This is a genomic window from Aurantibacter sp. UH7 (assembly GCF_056839165.1).
On sequence record NZ_CM166388.1, the window covers coordinates 3113985 to 3137873 of the forward strand.

Annotated in this window: 20 protein-coding genes; 4 read left to right on the top strand and 16 right to left on the bottom strand. The window is 34.8% G+C overall.

Annotation, left to right across the window (positions count from 1 at the left end):
- Position 1: 1 nt before the first annotated feature.
- The gene (locus UH7x_RS13070) at positions 2–559 is read right to left on the bottom strand and encodes a YeeE/YedE family protein (protein ID WP_482360367.1); all 558 of its coding nucleotides are present in this window, start codon (positions 557–559) and stop codon (positions 2–4) included.
- Between the two features lie 85 nt (positions 560–644).
- Here UH7x_RS13070 and UH7x_RS13075 point away from each other — a divergent pair, with 85 nt between their 5' ends.
- Complete coding sequence (locus tag UH7x_RS13075) at positions 645–1706, top strand: carbohydrate-binding family 9-like protein (RefSeq protein WP_482360368.1); 1062 nt, start codon at positions 645–647, stop codon at positions 1704–1706.
- Between the two features lie 3 nt (positions 1707–1709).
- Here the strand turns inward: UH7x_RS13075 and UH7x_RS13080 are convergent, their stop codons facing one another.
- Positions 1710–2951 carry a WcaI family glycosyltransferase gene (locus UH7x_RS13080; protein ID WP_482360369.1) on the bottom strand — a complete coding sequence of 414 codons (1242 nt, stop codon included), beginning with the start codon at positions 2949–2951 and terminating at the stop codon, positions 1710–1712.
- Between the two features lie 473 nt (positions 2952–3424).
- Here UH7x_RS13080 and UH7x_RS13085 point away from each other — a divergent pair, with 473 nt between their 5' ends.
- The 3 genes from UH7x_RS13085 to UH7x_RS13095 are packed head-to-tail and all read left to right on the top strand — an operon-like array spanning position 3425 to position 7025.
- Entirely contained in the window at positions 3425–3940 is a 516-nt protein-coding gene (locus tag UH7x_RS13085) for a T9SS type A sorting domain-containing protein (protein ID WP_482360370.1), read from the top strand.
- 5 nt (positions 3941–3945) lie between these two features.
- Positions 3946–4677, top strand: coding sequence for a hypothetical protein (locus tag UH7x_RS13090; protein ID WP_482360371.1), 732 nt, complete (start codon positions 3946–3948; stop codon positions 4675–4677).
- Positions 4674–7025 carry a FlgD immunoglobulin-like domain containing protein gene (locus UH7x_RS13095; RefSeq protein ID WP_482360372.1) on the top strand — a complete coding sequence of 784 codons (2352 nt, stop codon included), beginning with the start codon at positions 4674–4676 and terminating at the stop codon, positions 7023–7025. Before UH7x_RS13090 ends, UH7x_RS13095 begins: the two co-directional genes overlap by 4 nt.
- A gap of 51 nt (positions 7026–7076) precedes the next feature.
- On the opposite strand, the gene UH7x_RS13100 is transcribed toward UH7x_RS13095, so the two are convergent.
- The 14 genes from UH7x_RS13100 to UH7x_RS13165 all read right to left on the bottom strand — a co-directional run bounded on the left by UH7x_RS13100 (position 7077) and on the right by UH7x_RS13165 (position 23848).
- Positions 7077–8321 (bottom strand): WcaI family glycosyltransferase, encoded by a 1245-nt coding sequence (locus UH7x_RS13100; protein ID WP_482360373.1) that lies wholly within the window; start codon positions 8319–8321, stop codon positions 7077–7079.
- A gap of 74 nt (positions 8322–8395) precedes the next feature.
- Positions 8396–8968 carry a WcaF family extracellular polysaccharide biosynthesis acetyltransferase gene (locus UH7x_RS13105; RefSeq protein ID WP_482360374.1) on the bottom strand — a complete coding sequence of 191 codons (573 nt, stop codon included), beginning with the start codon at positions 8966–8968 and terminating at the stop codon, positions 8396–8398.
- Positions 8969–8972: 4 nt separating this feature from the next.
- Complete coding sequence (locus UH7x_RS13110) at positions 8973–10181, bottom strand: glycosyltransferase (RefSeq protein ID WP_482360375.1); 1209 nt, start codon at positions 10179–10181, stop codon at positions 8973–8975.
- A gap of 2 nt (positions 10182–10183) precedes the next feature.
- The gene (locus UH7x_RS13115) at positions 10184–11347 is read right to left on the bottom strand and encodes a glycosyltransferase (RefSeq protein ID WP_482360376.1); all 1164 of its coding nucleotides are present in this window, start codon (positions 11345–11347) and stop codon (positions 10184–10186) included.
- Positions 11348–11389: 42 nt separating this feature from the next.
- On the bottom strand, positions 11390–12709 hold the full coding sequence (locus UH7x_RS13120) for a hypothetical protein (RefSeq protein WP_482360377.1): 1320 nt from the start codon (positions 12707–12709) through the stop codon (positions 11390–11392).
- A 37-nt stretch (positions 12710–12746) separates the two neighbouring features.
- Entirely contained in the window at positions 12747–13913 is a 1167-nt protein-coding gene (locus tag UH7x_RS13125) for a glycosyltransferase (RefSeq protein WP_482360378.1), read from the bottom strand.
- A gap of 19 nt (positions 13914–13932) precedes the next feature.
- Entirely contained in the window at positions 13933–15510 is a 1578-nt protein-coding gene (locus UH7x_RS13130) for a GMC oxidoreductase (RefSeq protein ID WP_482360379.1), read from the bottom strand.
- Positions 15511–15575: 65 nt separating this feature from the next.
- Positions 15576–16820: a glycosyltransferase family 4 protein gene (locus UH7x_RS13135; protein WP_482360380.1), complete on the bottom strand. Its 1245-nt coding sequence runs from the start codon at positions 16818–16820 to the stop codon at positions 15576–15578.
- Positions 16821–16888: 68 nt separating this feature from the next.
- Complete coding sequence (locus tag UH7x_RS13140) at positions 16889–17911, bottom strand: glycosyltransferase family 4 protein (RefSeq protein WP_482360381.1); 1023 nt, start codon at positions 17909–17911, stop codon at positions 16889–16891.
- Between the two features lie 50 nt (positions 17912–17961).
- The gene (locus UH7x_RS13145) at positions 17962–19071 is read right to left on the bottom strand and encodes a glycosyltransferase family protein (protein ID WP_482360382.1); all 1110 of its coding nucleotides are present in this window, start codon (positions 19069–19071) and stop codon (positions 17962–17964) included.
- A 52-nt stretch (positions 19072–19123) separates the two neighbouring features.
- Positions 19124–20788, bottom strand: coding sequence for a carbamoyltransferase family protein (locus UH7x_RS13150; protein WP_482360383.1), 1665 nt, complete (start codon positions 20786–20788; stop codon positions 19124–19126).
- 198 nt (positions 20789–20986) lie between these two features.
- Complete coding sequence (locus UH7x_RS13155; protein WP_482360384.1) at positions 20987–21925, bottom strand: glycosyltransferase family 2 protein; 939 nt, start codon at positions 21923–21925, stop codon at positions 20987–20989.
- Between the two features lie 41 nt (positions 21926–21966).
- A complete protein-coding gene (locus UH7x_RS13160) occupies positions 21967–22401 on the bottom strand; it encodes an acyltransferase (RefSeq protein ID WP_482360385.1) in 435 nt (144 codons plus the stop codon).
- A gap of 148 nt (positions 22402–22549) precedes the next feature.
- Entirely contained in the window at positions 22550–23848 is a 1299-nt protein-coding gene (locus tag UH7x_RS13165; protein ID WP_482360386.1) for an MATE family efflux transporter, read from the bottom strand.
- Between the last annotated feature and the right edge of the window lie 41 nt (positions 23849–23889).

Genomic DNA, 23889 nt, shown 5'->3' on the forward strand with positions numbered 1-23889 from the left:
ATTAAAAGATAAGGGGTAAAAGAAGGTGTGTCATTAGTAAACCACCGATAAAAAATCCGATTACGGCAATTAAAGAAGGTAGCTGTAAATTACTTAATCCAGTAATAGCGTGTCCAGAGGTACAACCACCGGCATAGCGCGTTCCAAATCCAACCAAAAATCCAGCAATTATTAGAATTGAAATTCCTTTTAAGGTAAATACATTATCGAGTCCGTATATCTCTTGCGGTAAAATAGTTTCACCAATATTCGAAAATCCGAGTGCTTGTAAATCGGTTATCGTAGCTGAACTCAAATCAATGGCACTACCATCAGAAAGAAAAGTTACGGCGATATACCCACCAATTATAGCACCTAAAACAACCGTTAAGTTCCATTTTTGAGCTTTCCAATCGAAGCGAAAAAAATCGGAATATTTTCCAGCACCTCCGATGGTGCATAATGTTCTAAGATTAGATGACATGCCAAAAGTCTTACCAAAGTAGATAAGCAATAGCATTACTAAAGATATTAATGGACCAGAAACATACCAGGGCCATGGTTTTAAGAGGAACTCCATAGATTTTTATTTGGCGCAAAGATAAACGTAATTATTTGTCTCAACCTTTATAGCATTTCTATCTATATTTATCTAAAATATTAGCATGCATAAAACGAGATTTTCAAGTTGCTTTGTCTTTTTACTGGTCATAACCTTACAATTAGGTAGCGCTGAAATTAAAGCACAAGATTTGCCAAGAAGTTATCGTGCGCAAAAGGCGAATGATGAAATTGTTATCGATGGAAAAGCAACGGAAACGACTTGGAAAGCAGCTGCCTGGACCATGAATTTTACCGATATAGAAGGGGAGAAGCAACCAAAATACGACACACGCATGAAAATGTCTTGGGATGATGCCAACCTTTATTTTTATGTGGAAATGGAAGAACCGCATGTATGGGGAACATTAAAAGAACGCGATACGGTAATATTCTATAATAACGATTTCGAGGTGTTTTTAGACCCCAATGGGGATACCCATAATTATATGGAATTTGAAATGAATGCCCTAAATACGGTGTGGGATTTATGGTTGACAAAGCCCTATCGCAATGGTCCTAAGGTTATTGATGGTTGGGATATCGCCGGATTAAAATCTGCAGTACATATTAATGGTACTTTAAATAATTCGGGAGATACCGATAAAGGGTGGCAAGTAGAAATTGCAATGCCTTGGAAAGCACTTTTAGAAGCAAGTGATAAGAACGAAGTGCCTGTAAATGAGTTTTGGCGTATTAATTTTTCACGAGTGAATTGGGATTTCGATTTAGTCGATGGGCGTTATTCGAGAAAGAAAAATGCGGCGGGCAAATTCGAGCGCGAATACAATTGGGTATGGTCGCCACAAGGAGTAATAAATATGCACGAACCGGAACATTGGGGTTATGTGTTTTTTGCAGAAGGTGCTACGGAGACTTTTGAAATTCCTGAGGATGACAAAATTAAAAGGCATTTGTATGCATTGGCACGAAAGCTTTGGTCAAATAAAGAGTCGGTTATTGGTGCGGAATTAAAACAACAAATAGAAACTGAATTCGAAATTGATGGGAAGCAGCTAACACCGGTATTTGAGCAGCATAAATTCGGATGGAACATTACTGTAGAAAGTCCTTTTACAAATATGGTATTGTTGTTAAGTGACAACGGTAAGTTTAGTGCTAAATAGTTTCTAACTATTTTTTAATGCAGAGTCCTCAAAATTCTTCATCACTTTGTTAAGTGATAAATGTGTTTCTGCATAAATTCTAGCATTTCTTGTCATTCTAGTTTCTTCACCGTTCTTAGAGAAAGCACGATTAATTCCTTGATTTAAAGCATTTTGGTTTTCTGCATCTACTAGAATTCCCATTTTGTTTTGCTTTACAAGATTATGCAGTCCTGTAGATTTATTGGCAGTAACCAAAGCAAGTCCGCCAACGGAGAGAATAGTGTTTAATTTCGAAGGCATTACCAAATCGCTAGCAACATTTTTCTGTACCACCAAGTGCAGGTCGGCCATGTTCAAAAACGAATTAAAACTTTCATGCGGTTGTAACGGAAAGAAATGAACATTTTCCAATTCCATTTTCTTCGCAATTTTCTGTAATTGTATTTTATATGGCCCAGTTCCACAGAAGATAAATTGATACTGCCCATGTTCTTGCGCGGCAAACAAAATGGCATCCAAACCTTGTTTTTCACCCATACCACCGGAGTATAAAATAATTTTGTCTTCTGGGTTAAAGCCAAAATCTTCTTTTAGTTTGTTGCGGTCGGGTAAAGGGTAGAAGTTTGTAGTATCGCTCCAGTTCGGAAATAATACCACATCTTTCTGAGATTTTTTTTGAACCTTATCCACCATTTTTTTCGAGATACTACTTACGGTATCGGAATTTTTCATAATAAAATTCTCCAATTTAAAAAGCGCATTTAACACTTTTGGAGATTTAATCATTTTTAAATCCTTAGCCATTTCAATTTGTAAATCTTGAATATGGTAAATATGTTTAGCCTTCCTTACTTTCTTATAAAAATAACCCAGTAGTCCTACTTGAAAAGAAGGTGCTACAGTAAGTATATAGTCGAATTTTCTTTTGGGTAGTAAAACGAGAATCATTAAAAAAGCCGAAATAAAGAAGGATATATCTAACAGCATTCTTTTGAGCCCCGAGGGTTTTTTAGGCACATACATGGGGCAACGATGTACTTTTATTTTTTTATCACCAACTTTTTGAATCTCGGTACTATACCAAAATCTTTTTTTACGATAGGGTTCTTGAACGCTCCAATAAGGGTAGTATGGATAGGTTGTTATTACTTCGCAGTCGTAGTCGTGTTCTGCCAACCAATTTATCATTTCGCTACTGTACTTGCCAATACCTGTAAGTTCTGGGTAATAATTGTAGCCCACCAATAATAGGTTCTTTCCCATGTGTTCTAGGTTAAGATTTTTCACTAATAAGATTATAAATCATACAATTTTTAGCTGTACAATTGAGGCTTTCGTTGGGGGAACAGTTAAAAGCGTATTATCGATTAAAAGTAAATTTAGTCGATAAACAATAGTACTAAATGTTTGGGGTTAAAAGAAGTAACAGACCTAGAAATAGTCAGCTTTAGCACTTAATTAACATAGTCTTAAAATATTGGTCATATTGGCTACATATCTTAGAATTTTCAATTGTAATAATGCCAATAATGCAATCCTTTAATGCGCCTAATTGCTTGGGTTTCATCGATGAGTGGTATAAAAAAGTTAAGATATGGTTAAAATTTATTCGTATTCTTTCAGTTTGTCGATTTTCTCAAATTCCGAAGTACTTTTTTGATATTCTTTCGTTGTATAGTATAGTGTGTAGAAGGGCTGTGTTTTAATGGCCATTAATGATGATTAGTGTTTCCCAAATGAGATTGTTATTTCCTGTTATTTTATTATTTTTTTGTTCGATTGGATGTTTTGCGCAAGATATTGTAAACGTAGATACTGTTAGTTCAACATTTGAAAGCCCAAAGCTATTGCATTCAATAAATACTGCTGGCGGATCTGTTAGTGGAGAAAATGGATCTGGAAGCTATGCAATTGGTCAATTATTTGTTGGTGATATGAATTCACCGGCACATACTATTACCGAGGGGGTTTTACAACAAAAAGACAATTCTTTATCGGTAGATACAAATACGATAGCCATAGCAGCATATCCGAATCCGACAACCGATTATTTTTTTGTTGAAGTTGATGAATTTAAAAGTAGGAATTTAAATTACCAGCTTGTAAATTTGCAAGGAAAGATTTTGACAAAGAATCTAATTCAAGATTTCAAAACCAAAATAACCTCTACTTTCTTACATCAAGGAATTTATATTATTAGTGTTTTAGAAGGCAATGTGCTTTTAAAATCCCTAAAAATTATTAAGCGTTAAGTAGAATGAGGCAGGTTATTTTTATAGTTATTTTTTTGGTAGGTGTATTTGTTCAGAGTCAAACGCCTCAAAAAATTAGTTACCAAGCAATGGTTCGCGATGCAGACCAGAATTTAGTAATTAACAAACCCGTAGGTTTAAAGATTTCCATACTTCAAAATTCGATAGACGGCACTGTAGTGTATTCAGAATCACATACACCCGTTACAAATAGTGGTGGCTTAGTCACCATTCAGATAGGTGCAGGACTAAGTAAAAATCAAGATTTCGAAAGTGTAACATGGGCGAAAGGCCCTTATTTTATTGAAACCCAAATAGACCCAACAGGAGGAACCGATTATTCGATTGTAGGTGTTACTGAACTTTTAAGCGTGCCGTATGCTTTACATTCCAAATCGGCTGAAACCTTAGTTGGTTTTGATGGGGATTATGCCAAAAAAGCAGCAATTGTTTCTTTTACGCTTTCTAGAATAGTAACGAATAGTGATATTGGTAATACTATAGCATGTACGAGTACTGCAGAATTAACATTACCTGAAAATTTTAATATGGCCATCGGCGATGTTATCAATTTAGAAGCGCATAATGGAGCTGTTTTAACGGTAAAAGCAGCTGCTGGGGTGCAACTTAATTACCAAGCAGGAGGCACAGCAACTTTTTCTAGTAATCAAAAACAAGTGCGATTTGGCTTGTTACGAAAAAGTGATACCAATGCTTTTATAATCTCTGGGCAATGAGATATTTACTTTTTTTATTGCTTTGTGCTACGCAGTTAATGGGGCAGAATTATCATTACGCGGTTGATACTCCTGATACAGATGCGCAAGAAAATAGCTTTACCTATACCTTAGTTGAAGCTGCAACTACAAGTGCTGGTATTTATACTAAAGATGGTGTCTTACTGCGGACATTATGGAGTAATGAATATAAAAATAAAGGATCTCATTCGGCGAAGTGGGATGGTTTAGATGATGAAGGCATTGCAGTAGCAAAAGGGGCATATAATGCTAAGGTTTTAGCTAATAATGTACAATATGAATGGGAAGGTGCAAAAATAGGAAACACTTCTAAAGATTTAACGGGGGGTAATCGGTACCATGGTCTAAGTGGATTTTTTAAGTTTATCGTAGCGGACGATGATATTTATTGGACGAACGGTTATAACGAACAACGGAGTGCAGCCAATCGATCTTCAATTCATAATCCGCAAGTTACTACGCCTGTTTTAGATAAAGGAGCTATTATAAAATATATTAGTGCTGACGACAATTATGTGTTTTGGAGTGCCCACGATGTACACAGCGATACCTCATTTGTGTTTGTTACAACGCGCACAGAAAATGAAGAATACCAATTTTCCAAGGCCAGTAATTATGAGGTTACTTATGGCAGAACGCATAACTCTACCCTAAATACAATAAAAGGCAAGGACTCCTATATTACGGGTTTAGCCCGCGGCGGAAACTATTTGTTTATCGCACGGCAGTTGCAGCATACCATTCATGTTTTAGACATTGCTAATGGTGGCACTTTAGTGCAAACAATAAAGTCAATTAGTGCCCCAAGAGAACTTACAGCAGATGGGAATGGAAATTTATGGATTATCTCTGATGCCAATCAGGTTGCGAAATACCAAATTGGCGCCAATGGCATTTTAGGGTCTCCAACGCAAATACTACAGGGAATTGAAGAACCTTTAACCTTAGCGTTTAATACAAATGAAAATGAAATAGCAATTTGTGACGGCGGCACGCGACAACAGGTGCGTTTTTTTAATGCCGTAAATGGGGTAGAAGCGAATGCCTTTGGGCAGTTGGGAGGTTACAAAAATAGCCCAGCTGTTGCGAATGATAAATTCTATTTTTCAGATTCTAAAAGCAAGAAATTTGATGCTGATATCTATACACCGCAATACAATCATGCGGCATTAAGCTTTCAGAACGATGGCTCATTTTGGGTGTTAGATGTTGGTAATAATCGCATGATGCATTACAATCAAAACAGAAATTTCATTGAAAAAATTCAGTACACGCCAGATTGGCTAACGATGTCGATTGACAAAAACAATTCTAGCAAATTATTTGTAGACTTTTTAGAATATGAAATTGATTACGCACAAGTTGATGTTGCCAAAAGCTGGACGCTAAAAAATAATTGGGGCTATACTATTACTGATGAATACAATAATGCTTTCGGACGAATTAGAGAACCTGTTACTTTGTCCAATGGAAAAACATATTTTCTTTTAAGGCAAGACCAGAACTTTACAGTTGCAGAACTAGGTTCATTAGGGGTTAGAATTACTGATATAGTTTTGGATGGACTTGATTGGGTTTGGTTGGCAGATGGTACTTTAGTCTATGTAGATATTGCGAAACTTGGTGGTAAAGTAATTTGGTCTGCTTATAAATTGAATGGATTTACTGTTGAAGGCAATCCGCAATATGGTAATGGGACGAGTATTACCTCACGTTCGAATATAAAAAGTACAGATCCGTTGTATCGAATGGGAGGCATCTTAAGTTTAGGATTTATTGATGACGATAAGTTAGTCACCTTTGATAATCGGCCTGAAGAATATGGAATGGGTAATGGTTATCATTTAGGTCTGCTTGATACTAGCACCAATGAATGGTTGTTTAAAACTTCTATGGCCACAGGAAATAATTACTCCGGGGATTATCCGTTAGATGGACGTTTTGACACTGGTAATGAGGTACACAATGCGGGGAGTAGGGTAATGATTTTTCGAGATAATATTCTATGGGGTTACTATGGCGAATTTTGGAAAGGAGGCTTCCAAACAAACCAATATGCACATTATAACAAGAATGGTTTATTACTTAGTGTTTTTGGAACTAACCAATATTTAAATCCAAATGATTCTTGGGATAACACTAAAAAACACATCCCATTTAAGGGAATGGCAGGTAATGCTATTTCGCCTTATGCAGTTGCACATCCTACAAATGAGGATATAGGCTATTTATTTCATCCTGATGAATCGTGGCATGGCGGCATCCATCGCTGGAAAATTTCAAATTTGAAAAGTATTAGGGAATACACGACTCCTATTTTAAATTAACTATTGAATTACTAGCGTTAATTTATAGTTGGCTGGCATAATTAAGAATAACTAGTTCAAGACTGCATCTCTAAAAGTCCGCATAACATTGTCTATGTTTAAGTTTTTTTCGGAATACAATCTGGCATTTTGTTTTAGTAGCTTTCCGTCTTCTTCATTTAAGGCCCTTTCCAAACCATTATCTAAGGCTTGTTGATTTTCTGTAGGAACCAAAATTCCCATTTGATATTTGTCCACTAGATTATAAAGGTTGGAACCTTTGTCGGCAGTAATTAAACTAAGCCCACCAACGGCTAAAATAGCGGTAAGTTTGGATGGCAGCACCAAGTCACTCGCTTTGGTCTTTTGCATGACTAGATGTACGGTAGCCATATTTAAAAAAGCATTAAATTTTTCTTTGGGTTGTAGCGGAAAAAAACCAAGGTTTTTTAAATTCATTTCTTTTGCTGCGCGTTGCAATTCCTTTTTATAAGGCCCTGTCCCACAAATTGCAAATTTGATGTTTGGGTGGGTTTCAAATTTTTTGGCAGTTTTAAGTATAGCAATTAATCCTTGTTTTTCGCCAATAGCGCCAGAGTATAAAACAACCTTATCCTTGGGTTGGTAGCCATAATTCACTTTCAATTGATTTTGATTCTCCAACGGATGAAATATTTTATTATCTACCCAATTTGGAAACAATATCACTTCACTCTCTGTTTTATCTTCAATCTTGGCGACCATGTTTTCGGATATACTACTTACAACATCAGATTTATTCAGTATGCGATTTTCTAATCGAAATAGCGTTTTTAGAAGCTTTTTAGATTTTATCATTTCAAGATCTTGCGCTACTTCAATCTGTAAATCTTGCACATGATAAATATGTTTTCCGTTTCTAAATTTTTTGAAAAAGTTACCGAGTAAACCCAGTTGAAATGAAGGAGCTACGGTAAAAATAAAATCGAATTTATTAAAGAATGCAAGCTTTGCTAATTGAAATGTTACAGAAGCGAAAAAAGACAAATCTAAGAGCATTCTTTTTTTTCCACTAGGCACATTAGGTACATACATTGGGCACCGATAAATAGTAATTGAACCACCAGACTTAAAGGAGCTTTTTTCCTTTTTATACCAAAAGCGATTTTTACGATAGGGCTCTTGAACTTTCCAGTAGGGGTAATAAGGGTAGGTGGTAATGACCGTACAGTCGTAGCCTTCCTTGGCAAGCCATTCTATCATTTCGCCACTGTACTTACCAATACCAGTAAGTTCGGGGTAAAAATTGTACCCTATTAGGAGTATTTTGTTTTTCACAATACTTTAAATTGCTTAACTAGTTAGGTTAGAAGTGAATTGGTTACGCATAAAAGAATTGATAATTAAAATAATTACCATCGTGGTTTTTCAAATGCTACAGGGTTTATTCTACAGACCAGATTGGGTTGTACATCACTAGTTACAATGGAGCCTGCTACTAATACCGTATCAACACCAACAGTTACATTAGGCCCTACAAAACAACAAGCACCCACCCAACAACCATCTTCTAAAGTTATTGGACCATTTCTATAGTCCATAGCTGGTGATTTATAATTGTGATTTCCACCACATAAAAATGCACGTTGCGAAATACATACATTATCACCTATTATAACTTTTTTAAAATTTAAAATAAATACCTCTTCGCCAATCCAGACATTATCTCCAATTTCTAATTTCCAAGGAAAATGAATATTTATGTTTGGTTTTATTACAGTTCTTTTGCCAATTTTAGCACCGAAAGCGCGTAATAGAAATACTTTCAAATTGCTAGGGTAGGGTAATGTAGATCTAAAGAGAAATACTTTTAACAAATACCAGAGCCCCTCTTTCCATCGTGGTACACCTCTATCTAAACCCATGGAAGGTTTAAAATCTTGAAGGTTTACTTTTGAAGTGGGTTTTTCGTTGTTATCTTTCATAGTACTACTTAGGTGCTATTGCTTTTAAGAAGCTTTTTGCCGCACTTTCAACCGCGAAATAATGCTGATAGGTTGCAACTGCATTTTCAGACATATGCTGCCATTGTTCCAAATTAAGTTTAGAATACGCTTCAAATAACTCAATTGTGCCAACTGTAGTATCAGTTGCAACATAGCCGCCACCACCGCTTTTAATCTCACGCCAAATATTTATTTTATTCGAAATTAATACGGGTCTACCACAGGCCAGCGCTTCAACAATTGCAATGCCAAAATTTTCTTGATGACTTGGTAAAACAAAAGCTTTGCAACCATAAAAGGCTCCCCATTTAGCATTGCCTGAAAGCATACCAGGCAGCAAGACATTTTTTTGCAGAAGTGCGTCTTCTAAAATTATCTTTTCAATTTGTTTGCCATAGTTACTCTCCAAACCTGGGCCGGCAACAACCAATTTTGGAAGTACAACTGTAGCATCTAGTGCTAACTGCTGCTTACTAAATTCGGAATAGGCTTTTAATAAAATGTCCACACCTTTTTTTTCATGAATCCTACTAAGAAATAGAAAATAGGAACTCCCTTTTGTTTCGGGACATTTTTCTACAAATGCAGTAGTCATATTAGTATGATAACTCGGAGGTTGTTCAACGCCAAGTCCTACTACTAGCTCACTTTTTGGCTCATACGGATTAAATGGAATGCGCGCTAATTGTTTCTCTTCTTCACAAGTAAATAATAAACCAACTACAGTATTCACTACATTTTTTTCAATAAATCCCCAATACAACACATTTCGAATAGCCTTTAATTTTCTTTCATGAGCTTTTTGAAAATAAGGGTCTAGCATACCATGTGGCATGGTATATATTCGTGGTGTTATTACACCATTATTCTTTTTGTTTAAATACTTTTTCGCTTTATAAACGGCATAGCTAGGATATTGCCATAAGCCGTGAATGATAACAACTGAAAAACGATTGAGGTTATTCACTAACCAAGGCTTCAGTTCTTTAGTATAACATAGCGGGTTGTTGGCCGGCCCCAATGCATGGGTAATAAATTGATCTTGTTGTAAAAAAGTTTCTGTTGGCATATCTGTGCTTACCACTTCACTTTCGACTTCAAGTAGTGCCAAACCTTTTATAATTGTACGTACTGCTTGACACACACCCCCTCGTTTCGGATCCATCTTATCAATAACATGTAGAACCTTCATTGCTATTTGGCTTTGTCTAGAATAGTTAAGTAGATTTTTTCAATAGCATCTAAAGCCTTCTTTTGGTCAAAGCGCTTTACATTTTCTAAGCCATCCATTATCACAGAGGTTCGTTCAGTTGGTGTTAAAGAAAGAAGTTGATTGACTTTTTCCGCAGCGTCAGCTGCCCAGTGATTTTTATTGGCAGTGGTTCGCTTTGGAATTAAAATAGCTGCAGTAGCTGCTACTTCAGTCATCGGTGGTTCATTCGTAGTTATTACCGGGCAGCCAGATGCCATAGCTTCTGCTATTGGCCAACCGAAACCTTCATCATACGAGGGGTATAAAAGTAAAGTTGCCCCTGCAAAAGCATTTTTCACGGTTGCATCATTAGCACCGACAAGAAAATGTATGTCTTTGTGATAAGGCGATTCTTTTTGTGAATGCTGTAAGTTGTAATCAGGTTTTTCACCTACTAAAAGCAATGGTAGGTTTGTTTTATAACTAGAACGAAGTGCATTGTAAATTTCAATAATCCCAATTCTATTTTTATACCATTGATTCCCGCCTACGTGCAATATATAACCCGCAGCGAGTTCGATGTTAGTGGTTTGTGATAATTTTTCGCGAACTTCGGTAACATTCTGTGGCGTAAAATTTCGATTCATTCCATTATAAACCACTTCGGAAATAGCTGGTCTATTTTCTAAAAAACGATGTAAGTCTTCTTTTGTTCTTTTTGATACTGAAATAAAATTATTCCCTTTTGAATAACCCCTGCGTATCATTTTTTGATAGATTTTACCAGTAGAACTCGTAGGGTTTTCTTCAATTTCATTGTTGGCCGATCGTTGTGCTAAAAAATCATGACAATGTATTGCGTGAGGTTTATCGGCAACTAATGGCACCCATGGCCCCAAAGCATGATCGGTGAAAACAAACAGACTGTTTTGATCGCTATTATTAAGCATTTTTTTTACCGTTCTCGGGAAAACGACGAATTGGTCGATATAACCCAACCATTTTTTTAAAAAGGCAGGAGCTGGCAATTTTGAAAATTTGGCTACCGGTGACCAAATTGCAACTTCATGCCCACGTTGTTGCATTCCATCGGAAAGCATTTTAGCAAAACGCGGCATACTTTGATGACTTAAAAAATCGGGATGTGTAAAAAAGATAATTTTCATTATAGTGGTATCCACCTTTTTGTAAAAGGTTACATATAGATACTAGATTGTATCTTTTTTATTTACTTTAAAAGCACTTATTAATAAACCTGTAACCAAAATACTAAAACCTAAGGTAGTCGGTTGACCCCATTGTCCATTCGGTAGCAATAAAAGACAAAAACTTAATAATAACCAAGGTAATAGGTTATTCTGCTTTAAGGCTCGTAGTGATGAATATGCTAAGTGCAATCCTAAAGAAACACGAATAAAAATAAGGATTAAACCTAATATAAGTCCGGATTCACCTATAAGTCTAGACCATTCATCTTCAGCATAAATCAACATGATTTTCTCACCAGTCAATAATTTACCTCCTGCGTTAGTACCAATTCCGAGTCCATATCCAAAAAACGGAGTTTCTGCGGAATCTGAAATGGAGTTTACCATACCCCCTAAATAACGATCTATTAACGAACCACTTACCCCACCTTCAACTTTAGTAGCACCTTCAAATCTAGAGGAAAAGGCTTCAATAGGTGCTTTAAGTAAGCTAGTACTACTTAAAGCTAAAAAGAGAAAAATCGCAGCGATACCTCCTAGAATTATCTTAGGAAGGTATTTAGAATTTCTACCTACTGCAAATAACATAAATAATACAGCTATTATAGTTTGGTATAATAAAGTACGACTAATGGAATAGGGTATTGCAGCAATTAGACCTAAAGTTGCAAGAATTAATACGGTTCGATTCACTAGTTTTGGTTTTATCCAAAAATAAAATACAAAAGTTGTTAAAAGCCCATAAAACTGGGTCAGTCCAGTAATAAAAGAAAAAGTACCCGGCGGTCTATAATAGCCCAAAGCACCATCAAAACCAGCGCCTTCAATGTCACCTCCTAAACCTCTATTTACCCAAGCCGATTGGGGACTATAGAATTGTAAGAACATTAAAATAGACATGGGAACAGCTAAATAAAGTAGTGCATGCCCCATTTTAAGTACGTCTTCATGATCTAACACATTACCAATTACGAAAATAAATGGAAAATATAAGAGTATGATGCGAGCCCCATAAATACAAACACCTAAATTCCCATGGCCCGAAATAAATGTAGTGCCAACGGCCAATACACCTACAAAAAACATAGCCACTAAATAAAAATTTAGTTTTAGAAAGCCTCTTTTGAAAGCCAAGTATAATAAAACTATAACTAAAGGATCACGAACCAATACTAAGGGGCCTGAAAGTGCGGGTAAAAACCATTTCCGAAGTGCGCCTTCAAATAATAATAAAATTAGGTAAAGCCATATACCTTGCTTTAGCAATTTTTTATAATGCGCTGCCTGTACTACTTCTTGTTCTACTATAGCCGTTACCACTTTTTTGTATTGTCTAAATTTAGAATTAGAATACTCTTCAATTAGTAATTGGTTTCAAATTATCTAAAACGGCTTGATAACTATAATCTGCAACTAACTGCTTTGATGTAGTCGCATAATTTAATTGTTTATCTACCAATACTCGTTTTAGCCTTTCTGTTAGGGCAACTACATTTCCTGTTTCAAATACATAGCCATTTTCGCCCTCTATTACCAAATCGTCAGAACAACCTGTTAAATCTGATAGAATTATAGGTAAATCAAAATTCATTGCCTCGTTTACCGAAAGTCCCCAATTTTCACTTAAATAGGAGCACATTACAAAAACATCGGCTATGGCATAAAATTCTGAAATTTTTGATTGATTAACAAAACCAGTAAGGATTACCTTATTCAAATTATTTTTTCGAATTAATTCTTCCATTTCATATCGCAGTTGCCCTTCCCCAACTAGAATCAGCCAACAATCAGGTTGATTTAGTTCTTTATAAGCTTGTATTAAATCTAAAGGACGTTTTTTATCGATATATTTTCCTGTAAACACAATTACTTTATCTGATACAGGAATGTTCATAGATTTTTTTAAAATACAAATGTCATTTAGCAGTCTTACATTTTCTTTTGTGAATCGGTCATTGTCTACAGCGTAAGGGCTGGAGACTAGCCGGGAATCTTCTATACCATAACTTTTATAGAACAATTTGTTTTGGTTACCAACAAATAAAAAATAATCAATGCAAGGAAAAACGATATATTTTAATCCAAATTTTTTAATGGGTTGTTTCCAACCTTTTTTAAACCCTTCCTGCTTAAAAGGCATATCATTTCGTAGACAAATTGTATGCCCTCGAAATCTACCAAGTATTAATACCAGAAAATGCGTGCAATAGTTCCAACCATGTACTACAAAAACGGACTTTTCTTCACGAAAAAGTTGTCGAATTAATCCTAAGTTTATTAAACCAAAAAAGCCTTTGAAAATTGAAGGTTTCCAAGAATAGTTTTTAAAAAAGCGATAATCATAACCTTGTAATAGTGGTATATCCCATTTGATATTAATTCCAAATTCTTTGTCTAAATTACCCTTTAATGAATCTTTGGAACAATACCATGCGTGTGTTTTAAGTCCATGGGAATTCATATAAGCATACATGGGTGCGAAATATTGAATGGGGTGCGAGTTGATAAAAATGATTTTTTTCACCTTTAAATTACAATTTGTGCTAGCAATTTAACTTACGGTCTATCTTTTCAGATATACGAATTGCCATTGCGATTATGGTCATTGTAGGGTTCGAAAAACTTGAGGAAGGGAATACCGCGGAGCTTGCAATATACAGATTTTCAACACCATAAACCATACAATTTGAATCTACTACACCATTTTCTCGATTTGCACCCATTTTTAGGCCTCCAGCCTGATGATAAGTATCTGTAAGATGGGGAGTACATTCGATAGCGGTATCGTTAACCCATTCTTCAAGTTTTACTGCTGCAAAATTATTTTTTTCAAACTCTTTTTTAGTTTGTAACGCCATTTCCCGGATAGTTCTAATGGTTTCATCTGATATTTTCCAATTCAGATTGATGCGCTGCATGCCAAGTTTATCTTTTTTATCATTTAGTATTATCCTGCTTTCTGCATTTGGTGCTTGCTCACTGTGGACTTCCAACCATATCGGTCCATTTTTTGGAGATGTCCCTCTCTTACTTATCTTCCATCGATATAAAGTAGATAAAAGAGTAATTAATATGGAGGGCTTCTTAATTATAGAAGTAAGAAGTTTTATTTGAAAATCTCTCTGCTGTAATTGAGATAATAGTTCTTTAGATTTTTCTAAATCTCCTTCGGGGTCTAATGTGAAGAGGATTTGCACAGAAGCAAATAACAGTTTGTTTTTTATGGCGAATTTCGGGTTTAATTTGATACGTGGTAAATATTTAAATCCCTTTTTATAAAAAGTATCAAACATGTTACGAAATTGACTTCCAGACTTTGGTTGTATCTGCCCTACTTTTGCTGCCACATGATCAAGAATATAACGCCCAACTAAATCATTTTGGTTTCCAATTCCCTTAGCATTAAATTGCTTCGAGTTTAGAAATAGCCGAACTGTTTCAAAAGCACCTCCAGCTGCGATATAATATTTAGCTTTTACAGAGCCCATTTTACCATTTAAAGATTTTATTGTTAATGAGGCTACAGCATTATTTGTACTGGGTAAAATCTCAGTAACGTTAGCGTTGGTTAATAGATGTACGTGTTTCGAATTTTTTATTTTTTCACCGTGTTGTGTTTGAAAATTTGGAGTTTTGCACCACTTTGTAATTATAGGCTCCAAAATGGACGTATCTAAGTCCATATTTTTTAGCCCCCAATTTTTCCAAGGTTTATACGAAAATGGGACTGAGTGATCTGTGCCAAGAATTTCTTCTGCTTTTTTGTAATAGGGAGCAAGGTCCTCCAAATTAATTGGCCAGTCACTTTGGGGTACGAAAGTTCTTTTTTCAAAATCTTCTTTCATAAAAGGCAATGCTTGACCACCCCATGTAGTAGTAGTACCACCAACTATACGTTCTCTTGCTTCGTGTAATCCGCCATGATGTATTCCCGAATTTTCTCCTTGATGTATATCCGCAGCTTGTGCGTTGTATTCGTGTAAACCACCTTCTAAAATTAGTACATGGTGCTTACTTTGTAATAAACTTAGAGCGCTCGCAAATCCGGCAGCTCCCGAGCCTATAATACAAATATCACATTCAAAGGAAACCTCCTTGCTCTTTTTAAAATCTGTATGCATTGTGTTTCTTCAGGGGAACAATCTATTTGATGTTATTGGTATCAAAAAGATTGAAGAATTAAGCTTTAACTTAAATTATTTATTTCATTAATAATTTTTTCTCCATAAGATTTCCATGTGTAGCTCATTGCATGTTGTTGTGCTTTTTTTCCCATTTCCGGAATCTTCTCTTGGTTGTCAAAAAACCATTTTATTTTATTGGCAATATTTTCCGGTGTTCTTATAGGAACTAAAAATCCAGTTTCACCCTCCTGAATTAAATCTGATCCTCCCGTATTTGGAGTAATTATTAAAGGGAGTCCTTGACTCATTGCTTCTTGCATTACTAGGGCACGACCTTCAATAATAGAGGGCAAACAAAATACATCACATGTACGCATAAGTTCTAAAACTTCATGGTGCGGTCTGCCGTGTTCGTAGGTGAAATCGGCATATTCATTTCTATAAAATTTCATTGGTGCTAACAAGGAGCCCAAAACTACAAGCTCGACATTAGTATTATTTAATAATTTCATTGCTGTAAATAAATCGGCAAGACCTTTTCTTTGGCCCATTGATCCTACAAAAAGTACACGCAATTTCCCCTTTTTCTTAATTGATGGGTTCTTGTTTAAGATGGGTAAGTTTTCTGGTGTTCCAAAAGGGCTGATTAAAATCTTATCTCTAGGTATCGAATCAGGAATCGAGTCTTTAACAAATGTTGAGGGTACTATTGTTAAGTCCGCAAGTTCAATTTCTTTAACTTTGCGATCCAATTTTTCCTGCGAATCGTCAATGCCTCCTTTCATAGTAATAGCCCATTTTGGATATCGCTCAGCTTCTTCTGTTAATAATTTACGACCATGGGCCCAATATGCAATAGGTAAATCGTAAACACATTTTAAGCCAAGTGCTTTCGCTTTTATAAAGGTGTTATACGCAGTATCTTCATAAGCATAAACAGCGCTAATATTCTCCTTCGTAGAAACATCTTTTAGTCTTTTAGAAACATGTTTGTCAAAGTTTTGGTTAATATATTCTACAAGTTCATAATTTTTATTATGAAGACCCATCTTATTTAGAATTTTCCTAAAAACATCGAAAATTTGTAGACTTGAAGTTTCTATTTTAGAAGAATTAATAGGGAATGTCCTTCTTAGAAGTTCTGACCTTATTCCTTTGGGTAATAATTGAATTATTTTTGAATCACTTTTAGTGGCCATTAGAGTTAAGTATTTACCTAAAACTCCGGCTTTTTCTAGCGAGGGTAATAAACCTCTAACAAAGGTGTTCCCAAAAGGGTTTGTAATTAATATTTTTTTCTCATTCATATCAATAATAAGGTTTAAATATTTTGTAAAATTTGGTTAGTTTGGGTAAAATGTAAGTTTTAAGAAATCTAAGTTTTCTTTAAGTTTTCAATAACAGATAAATATTGTTTTGAAATATTTTTTGAACTATGAATTTCTAAGTGCGTTGGAATTTCTTTTTTTAGTTGTTCAACTAACGTTGTATTATCGAGTAATTCTCTCATTTTATTTGATAAGTCCTCCGCATTGTTTCTTGAAAAAGTTAAACCTGCTTTACCAATCGCAAAGGGTAATCCGCCTCCATCCGAAACAATTGGTACGCAACCGCATGCCATACCCTCTAATGCAACTATGCCAAATGGTTCTAGCCATCTTGAAGGTACTATCAAAGATTTATGTTTATTTAAATTTTCTGCAAGTTCTGTGCCTTGCATGGCACCAGTAAAAGTAATCTGATCTGTTAAATTATAATCAGTTGTCATTTTTTTTAAATTTTCCATTTCTGGACCATCACCAATTATCGTTAAGGAAATTGCCTTCCTAATATTTTCTTTTGATAATATATGCAGTGCTTCTATTGCTAAATCTGCACCCTTATCGGAAACTAAACGACCTAGAAAAACAAAATCATTGGTTCGTTTATAGGTATTCGTGTTTTTGAAAATTTCATCTTGATAGGGGTTTCGGATAACTTGCCCTTCCGGCCAACATTTTTCTTTAATAATTTGACTGCAGGCAACAACGTTTTTTGCACTTCTGAGCCAAAATTTCTTCATTTTCCACTGAAAACTATTTTCTCCACTAATAGTAGTTAACCAAGTATGTAAAGCAATTAGAGTTGGTTTTCCAAATAATATTCTTGGCCAACCAAGACGAATCGAAATATTGTTTTCAAAAATTACATCTGCCCAAGCATGTTCTTTCAATAGCACCCAAAGACTAGGGTTTCGTATTACTTTATAGGGATGTTTTGCGTCGTTTTCACTAATTGTCCAGGTTAAGACATGTACTGAATGCCCAGCATCGACAAAAGCTTTTGTTAAAATTTTAGAAACAAGTTCTATACCTCCAATTGAGGGGTCAAAATAATGGGATATTAATAAAATTTTCAAATCTTTATTTTTTGTACATGCTTCGTTAGAATGGACTTTAATACAGTATACTATTCTGGGAATATATCCTCAATCATTTTTTGGGCAATAGCTGTTGCTGTATAGGAGTTGATATTACTTAAATTACAATCCGCAATTGTTTTTTCAAGTTGCCCTTTATTATATTCAAAAAATCCATTAGAATTATTTGTTTCATATGGAATGGTTTCAGTCCAATTGTTGGAAATGCTGATTACTGGTATTTTATGGCTTGCCATTGCTGCTGCGGCACCACTTTTTTCTATTAATGCTAAAGGTGTTGTTGTAATAGCAATATCCATCGTATTTAGAGCAATGGAGATTTCTTTAGATGATAATTCACCTAAGATGGTAAGGTCTAAGTTTAATTTTTTCCAAATTTCCACCCATTGTTCTTGATGAAACCCGTTTCTACCCATAAATGTTAGGTGTATCCTTTTATTATGTGTCTTTGAAAAATTTTCAATTTCTATTGCAAAGCTCTCGAAATTGGAGCTCGGTGCTATTCCGCCAAAGACCACAAATTGAATGGAATTTTCAATACTCTTTCTCTGGATTTTTTTGTAAACAGGTATATTAGAGTATAGTGGTAAAATGTCTGCCGAAATGCCATTATTTTGTAATAGGCTCTTGTATAGTTGAGAATGTGTATGTACTTTTTCTGGTTTTATCCTCTTTAATAGCTTTTTTATTATGCGTTGTTGAATTTCCCCTATAAATCTATGCTTAGCTGATGACTCTATATTCATTCCTAACCATATTTCATGAAACATGATATGCCATTTTCTTCCAGGAGCTATATTTTTTAATAAACTTATTAAGCTAAATGGTAATCCTTTAGGGTGAAATGAAAAGGGAACAAATTGAAGACTTAAAAACTCTGGATCCTGTTTATTTATCCAATTTTTGGCTAAATTTTTACGATTTTTCAAATGTGAATTTGACGCTAAGCGTAGGGTTTTAATTTCAATATTTTCGAAAGTCTGTAAACCACTATCGTTTGATAAAATAAAACTATCATTTAACGCGATAATCGATGCCTCATGATTTTGTTTAATAAGTTCACTTGCTAAGCACCTTGTATAATCACCAACCCCGTCTTTGCCGGGCTCTAGACTTCCGCAGAAAAAAAGAATTTTCATCTAATAATTGAGCTTAGAAAAGTTAATCAAATGACTAATATTAAACGAAATATTATTTTTTAGAAACTTTATAATTTCCTAAATACAGCACATCTAAACCAGAAGTGAAAAAGGTACGAACTGCATCGGTGGGGTGACTAACATTCGGTTCTCCTTTTAGATTAAAAGAAGTATTCATAACCACAGGTACACCTGTAATTTTCTTAAATTCGTTGATGAGGTTCCAATATCTTGGATTCATTTCTTTGTTTACCGTTTGTGGTCGCATGGTACCATCTACATGAATTACGGCTGGTATTTTGTCTTCATATTCCGGATTGGCATAATCGGTTAAAATCATGTACGGGGAAGACTTAATATTTTTTAGGACATTTTCAGCTTCTTCTTCTAGTAGGGAAGGTGCAAAAGGGCGCCAATTTTCGCGATATTTTACCACTTCATTGACCTTATCCTTCATTTCTGCAGTTCTAGGGTCTGAAATTATCGAACGATTGCCCAAGGCTCTAGGACCAAATTCATCTCTCCCTTGAAACCATCCTACCAATTTTTGATTGGCCAATTCTTGCGCGGCGTCTGCGGCAACATTAGCTATTTTTGAATACGAAAGGTGGTATTTTTCTAAAACCTCCTGTATTTCTTCATCCGAATATTCATTTCCTAAATACGGAAAAAAAGTGTCTTTTTTTAGACTATTGTTTTTTACAAAGGGGTATAATGCCGCACCGATTGCGGTACCATCGTCTGTTGCGGCTGGTTGAATAAAGAATTCATCCAACTGCAGTTCTCGCATTACATAACCATTCGCTTTACAGTTTAAACCAACCCCACCAGCCATACCAATGGATTTAATTTGGTATTTGTCTGTATAGTATTTAATAAAGTTTAAAATAGTTTGCTCATAATGGTATTGCGCAGAATGTGCCAAATCTTTTAAATTGGTATCATTAATAGCAACCTCATCATTATCGGGGCGGACAATTTCCTTACCATTAAGGTTTAATTTTTCAACACCCATTAATGTTTTATAATCCACCTGGTGGTCACCATTTTTACTAGAAATCAAATGTTCTAAATCAAACGATTTTGCACCGAATGGAGCAAGACCCATGACTTTCCATTCATCCGAGTATTTACGAAAACCACACATTGAGGTCATTTCAGCATAATAAACACCTAAGGAATTTGGAAAATTAATGCGCTTGAGTAGTTCAAGTTGCATTCCTTTTTTTAGGTAAACCGTGGTCGATTCCTTTATACCTCTACCGTCAACTACAAAAATTAAAGAATCCTCTTTTTTAAGATAGGGAACGACACTATAGGCATGAGCCAAATGGTGATTAATATGATAGACCTTTTTAGGGTGGAAATTGAACTTCTTTAGAATGTTCGGGATACTTCTGGTAGTAATACTTCTAAAATACCCAAATGCAAGATGCGAAAGGTCAGCTTGTATTTTACCGCCTAATTTTAATCTCAAAGTTGATTTGTGATGTTCTTTAAATTGGGGCCAACCGAAAACTACTTCATCTATATCTTCTATTTTTAGGTTTTTGAAGTCTAGACAAGCCTGAATTGCCTGTATCGGAAATGAATTATCTTGTTTAATTCGAGATAATCTTTCTTCGGCAATAGCAAAAACTACTTTACCGTCAATAGCCAATGCAGCGGCCGAATCGTGACCCAAATCTCCAATAAAGCTGATTCCAATTGTTATCATTGTTTTTAATTGTGGTTAGTTGATTGAAAATTATTCATTGAGCGTTAGTCTTGCTATTATATTGCATATTTAAAACAAGGAGATTCAACTTTTGATTGTAAAATGACTTTTATAAAAACAAACATTTTAATTTTTATTCGAATTATGAACAATTTCATTTATGCTTTGAATTAGGAAATAGTAGAAAGAATAAGGAAATTAGTTAGTTTTAGTCGATATTAAGTTCTTAGCAAGAATTAATGTCCTTTTTAATAATCCTAAAAAATTAGAATGCATTAAATGATTTTTGCTTAAATATATACGATGAGCATCTTTAGGTTGATTTTGTTCTATTGCTTCCATAATAGCTTTTGGAGCTTTGCGTTGTAACGCAATATTTTTAATTTTTTGATACTCTTTTTCTACTTTTGTATTCTCGAGTATTATATAAGCTTTATATGCTGAATCTGTGGAAGAAGTTGTACTGGAAATTGCTGTAATTCTATATTTAACCAAATACTTATTTATAAAATACATTTTATAACCTTGTTGGCCTATTCTTACTCCAAAATCAAATTCACATCCAGCACCTAATTTTGCGTATGGTGTTTGAGTGCGCCATTTATTTTTTTTTGCAATTTTAGAATTTATCATATAACCATTATTAGGGAATTGTTGTATTATTCCGGCCTCTAAAGGAGATAAGACAGAACCTTCAAATTCCGCTTTTTTATAGAAATAATCATTAGCCAATTTTGACTCAGATTCATTAATAATACCATCGTCGGACATCACATAAGATTTACCAAATGCTATTTCAATAGTATGATCTTTTAAAAACACGTTAATTAAAGTTTCAATGGCATCATCTACTAAAAGATCATCGTCATGAAGTAAAACAATTTTATCACCTTTAGCATGTTGAAATATAAAGTTAGTGTTCTCCGCTTGTTTTAATGAAGGCTTATGATGGTGATAATTAATTAAAACCCCAGTAGGGTTGTCATAAGTTTTGATAAGTTTTTCAGTTTCATCATTTTTAGAGTCGTCACCAATTACGATTTCGTAAGGAAGAATTGTTTGTGTTAAACATGAATTTAATGTTTCTTTTAATAAATCAGGTCTATTGTAGGTAGGTATGCAAATGGATACTTTCATTTTGAATTTTTTAATCAATCAATTCTAGAATTCATTAATGTTTAATGAAAAACTCTTTTATAGTCTATCTTATATAATAAGTCTTTATCCCTAACCCCTATTTTTTTTGCAGGCACTCCAGCCCATATTTCAAAAGGAGGTATCGATTTAGTTACAACAGATCCAGCAGCTACCACACATCCTTTATTTAATGTGACTCCTGCAAGAATCATAGCTCGTGTGCCAATCCAAGCATAATCTTCAATCAGAACTGCTTTGTTTCTACCTTCAAACTTTTTAGAATTCACATTATGATCTGCGGTTAGTATAATTACATCTTCAGCAATTCCAACATGTTCACCAATAGTGATAGTGCCACGGGTATCTAGTCTACAACCCGGATTTATTACGACATTATTTTTAAGAGATAGTCCTAATGTTGCGTCAAATTTGCAGTTTAGATAAATATAACAATCTGCACCCATTTTGAACTTCATTATATTTTTATAAAACCAACCTCTAAATGTATGACTTGGTATCTTACAAACTAAATTGTTGCAGATATATAGTCTTAATTCGCTTAAAAGAGTTTTAATCATTCTTAATCTTAAAGTTTAAAATCATAATTAAAAAGGTTGTAACGGTTTATGAAAAAGTTTTTTTTGTTAAAAGTCCTCTTATTTTAAATAAACCGTAGAAAACATGCAATAATAATTGACTAATACCAACAATTATATTCAATATAAGTACTCCTTGTAAAGTACTTACATCGGTAAATAAAATAGTAATTATTAGTATGACAATACTTAACGGGATAGAAATTAAAGGGTTTAAAACCCAGCCTCTACTGGAGTATAGTGCAAAAACAACCCCAGAAAAAACATTGAGGCAACTGCCAATTACGGCCAAAATAATCTCATTTTGTAAGTCCGCATAATTGGGTCCTAATATCCATAAAACCTGGTTTGGAAATAGATAAACCAAGCAAACAATCATACCAAATATTAGTAGTAACAGAAATTGTACTTGTAAGTAGCGCCTGAGAATTAGACTAAATATTTCGGGTAAGCGTGCAAAACGTGGTATAACTAAAGTGGCGAATAAGATGGAAACTAAATTTATTACCATTGCTATTCGACCTAAGGCACCTATTTCGGCAATAGCCGTTGTGGACCCGAATATAGATAATAGCCAAATAGTTATTTGTCCGGAAATACTATAATAAATGGCCTCCGGGAGTACTCTTCTTACGGTACCCTTCATTTTAGCTTGGAGCGCTAAGGAAGGTTTTTGGTTCCAATCTGCGTAGTTCGCTGTAATTTTTCGAAGCCGTATGTTACCAATAACCTGTGGGATGCTAGCAGATAGAATGGCAATGTATGCAAATGGGAAAGCGAAAATGCTTATTCCTAATAATAGAAGTCTACCCAGATTAACACCTACTAGATTTTTTTGAAGGGGAACAATATCTTGCTTCAGTTTCGGCGCAATTTGTAATAAAACATCAGATAGTTGTGCGTAAAATACGGGTATAATACATACTGTAATGAGTGATATCATCAACCAACTTGCATTGTTGTGATGCAATAAATAAATTAAAATTGGTAACCCAACAATAAGACTACCCAAGGCAAATTTTTGTCTAAAATTAAAGCCCGTTACTAATACTTGGCCTAATTTTTCTTTGTCTTGCCAAACTTTACCCCCTTCAGATAGTACGGCAATAGGAATACCTGCATTGGCCAACATAACCATGGTGCCTAACATTGTATTCGCTAAAGTGTATAATGCATATTCCGAGGTAGGGAGTAAACGAATTACCAAAATTCCTGAGATAAGGCCAATCGCTTGCACGCCAACTTGAGCTCCACCTGTAATGCTTATAAGTTTTACCCAGTCAAATGCCTTATTTATAATCGGATGTTGCTTATACTTTTCTAACAATTTAGCATAGTAAATTTAACAGTAATTGCAACCTGAATACG